The sequence below is a fragment of the Streptomyces sp. LS1784 genome, assembly GCF_020103755.1.
Classification (GTDB): domain Bacteria; phylum Actinomycetota; class Actinomycetes; order Streptomycetales; family Streptomycetaceae; genus Kitasatospora.
In genome coordinates, this window is record NZ_JAHSQD010000852.1 from 1 (window position 1) to 2,490 (window position 2,490).

General features: G+C 74.7%; 3 protein-coding genes and 1 pseudogene. 1 reads left to right on the top strand and 3 read right to left on the bottom strand.

The window, feature by feature from the left end; translation table 11 throughout:
• Both dhaL and dhaK read right to left on the bottom strand, forming a co-directional pair.
• The coding region (gene dhaL, locus KS423_RS43360) for a dihydroxyacetone kinase subunit DhaL (RefSeq protein ID WP_224285191.1) at positions 1-483 on the bottom strand (483 nt) is incomplete at its 3' end.
• 91 nt (positions 484-574) lie between these two features.
• Entirely contained in the window at positions 575-1,570 is a 996-nt protein-coding gene (gene dhaK / locus KS423_RS43365) for a dihydroxyacetone kinase subunit DhaK (protein WP_224285192.1), read from the bottom strand.
• 147 nt (positions 1,571-1,717) lie between these two features.
• Between dhaK and dhaM the strand changes: the two genes are divergently transcribed.
• Positions 1,718-2,110: a dihydroxyacetone kinase phosphoryl donor subunit DhaM gene (gene dhaM, locus KS423_RS43370; protein ID WP_224285193.1), complete on the top strand. Its 393-nt coding sequence runs from the start codon at positions 1,718-1,720 to the stop codon at positions 2,108-2,110.
• A 3-nt stretch (positions 2,111-2,113) separates the two neighbouring features.
• Here the strand turns inward: dhaM and KS423_RS43375 are convergent.
• A pseudogene (locus KS423_RS43375) lies at positions 2,114-2,490 on the bottom strand (bifunctional 3'-5' exonuclease/DNA polymerase); the annotation flags it as partial.

The window sequence follows — 2,490 nt, forward strand, 5'->3', positions numbered from 1 at the left end:
GGCCGCGGCCGCCGACGCGGGGAGGCCGGCACCGGCCGCGGCCGCGGTGCGGAAGGCGGCGACGGCCGGGGTCCAGGCGTCCACGATGGTCTTGTCGCCGGGTTCGGCCTTGCCCAGCAGGCGGATGGCGTCCAGGCCGGCCGACAGGGCCTCGGCGACGTCGGCAGGGCCGGCCGCTTCGGGCAGGGCGGCGCCGATGGCGCGGAAGGCCTTGCCGTAGAGCGGGCCGGAGGCGCCGCCGACCTTGGAGATGAGCGTGGTGCCGGTCTTGGTGAGGACGGCGCCGGGCCCGGCCGGCCGGAGGCCGTCCAGGGCGGTCAGGGCTGCGGCGAAGCCACGCTGGAGGTTGCTGCCGTGGTCGCCGTCGCCGATCGCGGAGTCCAGCTCGGTGAGCCGGGACTGCTCCTTCTCGACGGCGGCGGCGATCGCGCGGATCCAGGCCTCGGCCAGCGGGATGTCGAACTGCGGGGTGTCGGGGTCCATCCGGTCTCCTTCGGTGCGGATCAGGACGCGTCCTGTGGGTCCTGTCGGGTCAGCGTTCTGTGGGTCCTGCCGGGTCGGGCGAAGACCCGTTCTAGGCCCGCTTGAGGGCGGGGGTGTCGACCGGGGCGTCCCAGAGTTCCAGCAGCTGGGCGTCGGCCTTGGTGAGGGTGAGCGAGAAGCCCGCCATGTCCAGGCTGGTGACGTAGTTGCCGACCAGGCTGCGGGCCACCGTGATGCCGCGTTCGGCGAGCCTGGCGGCGACCTCGCCGTAGACCACGTACAGCTCCAGCAGTGGGGTCGCGCCGAGGCCGTTGAGCAGGGCGATCACCTCGTCGCCCGGAGTCAGGTGGTGGTCGGTCAGGATGGTCTCGACCACCTCGGCGGCCAGTTCGCGGGCCGGACGGAGCTTCTCGCGGCGGCGGCCGGGCTCGCCGTGGATGCCCACGCCGACCTCGATCTCGTCCTCGGGCAGGTCGAAGCCGGGTTTGCCGGCGGCCGGGACGGTGGCCGCGGTGAGCGCGACGGCGAAGGAGCGGGAGGCGGCGTTGACCCGCTCGCCCAGGGCGGCCACCTCGTCCAGCGGGGCGCCGCGCTCGGCCAGCGCGCCGGCGGTCTTCTCGACCAGCACGGTCGCGCCGGTGCCCCGGCGCCCGGCCGTCCAGGTGGAGTCCTCGACCGCGACGTCGTCGTTGACCAGGACGGTGCGGACCTCCAGGCCCTCCTCGGCGGCCAGCTCGGCGGCGAGCTCGAAGTTCATCACGTCGCCGGTGTAGTTCTTCACGATGAAGACCACGCCGGCGCCGGTCTCCACGGCCTTGGCGGCGGCCAGCATCTGGTCCGGGACGGGCGAGGTGAACACCTCGCCGGGGCAGGCGGCATCGAGCATGCCGGGGCCGACGAAGCCGCCGTGCAGCGGCTCGTGGCCGGAGCCGCCGCCGGAGATCAGGGCGACCTTGGGCCCGGCCGGGCGGGCGGCCCGGGTGATCACCCGGTTGGGGACGTCCACCGTCAGCTCCGGGTGGGCGGCGGCGATTCCGGCCAGCGCGTCCTCCAGGACGCTCTCCGGGGTGTTGATCAGCTTCTTCAACGCTCTCGCTCCCTTGGTGAGGACGCCACGGCGGTCGACGCCGTTGCCCCGACGCTACGCCAGACGGGGGTGGCGGGCACGGGGTGCGACACGCGGGATTCCGATCACTCTCCCGGAGCAGCGGGATCCGGCCGTAGGGTCGCGGACATGAGCGAAAACGTGGGCATTGTTCTGGTCTCGCACAGCGCCCGGCTCGCGGAGGGGCTGCGCGAGCTGCTCGGCGAACTCGCCTCGGACGGTGTGCGGGTGGTCGTCGCGGGCGGCACCGAGGACGGCGGGCTGGGCACCAGCTACGACCTGATCGCCGGGGCGATCGAGCGGGCCGACGCCGGGGCGGGCGTGGTCGTGCTGCCGGACCTCGGCAGCTCGGTGCTCACCGCCGTCACGGTGCTGGAGGACGAGCCGCGCCCGAACGTGAAGCTGGTGGACGCGCCGTTCGTGGAGGGCGCGGTGGCCGCCGCCGTCACCGCCTCGACCGGGGCGGGGCTGGCCGAGGTGGTCGCGGCGGCCGAGGACGCGCGCTCCTTCCGGAAGCTGTAGCGGCTACTTCGCGTCGGCGTAGCAGTCCACCACCGCGGTGCTGAGCGGGAAGCGCACCGGGGTGTCGCCGAACACCAGCCGGCTGGCCTCGTCGGCCGCCCCGGCGACGGCGGCGGCCACCTCGTCGGCGAGGTTGGCCGGGGTGTGCACCATCACCTCGTCGTGCTGGAAGAACACCAGGTGCGGGCGGTCCGCAGGGCTCGCCGCGGGCAGTTCGTTCAGCCGGCGGCGCAGCGCGGCGAGCAGGGCCAGCGCCCAGTCGGCGGCGCTGGCCTGGATGACGAAGTTGCGGGTGAAGCGGCCGCGCGCGCGGGCGGTGCGGCCGCCGGCCTCGCCCGCGGTCTCGGCCTCGGTGAGGTCGAGGAAGTCGGCGGAGGCCG

Excerpts from the sequence above, each read along its gene's own strand:
- dhaM (WP_224285193.1), top strand. The coding sequence starts at position 1,718 with ATGAGCGAAAACGTGGGCATTGTTCTGGTCTCGCACAGCGCCCGGCTC.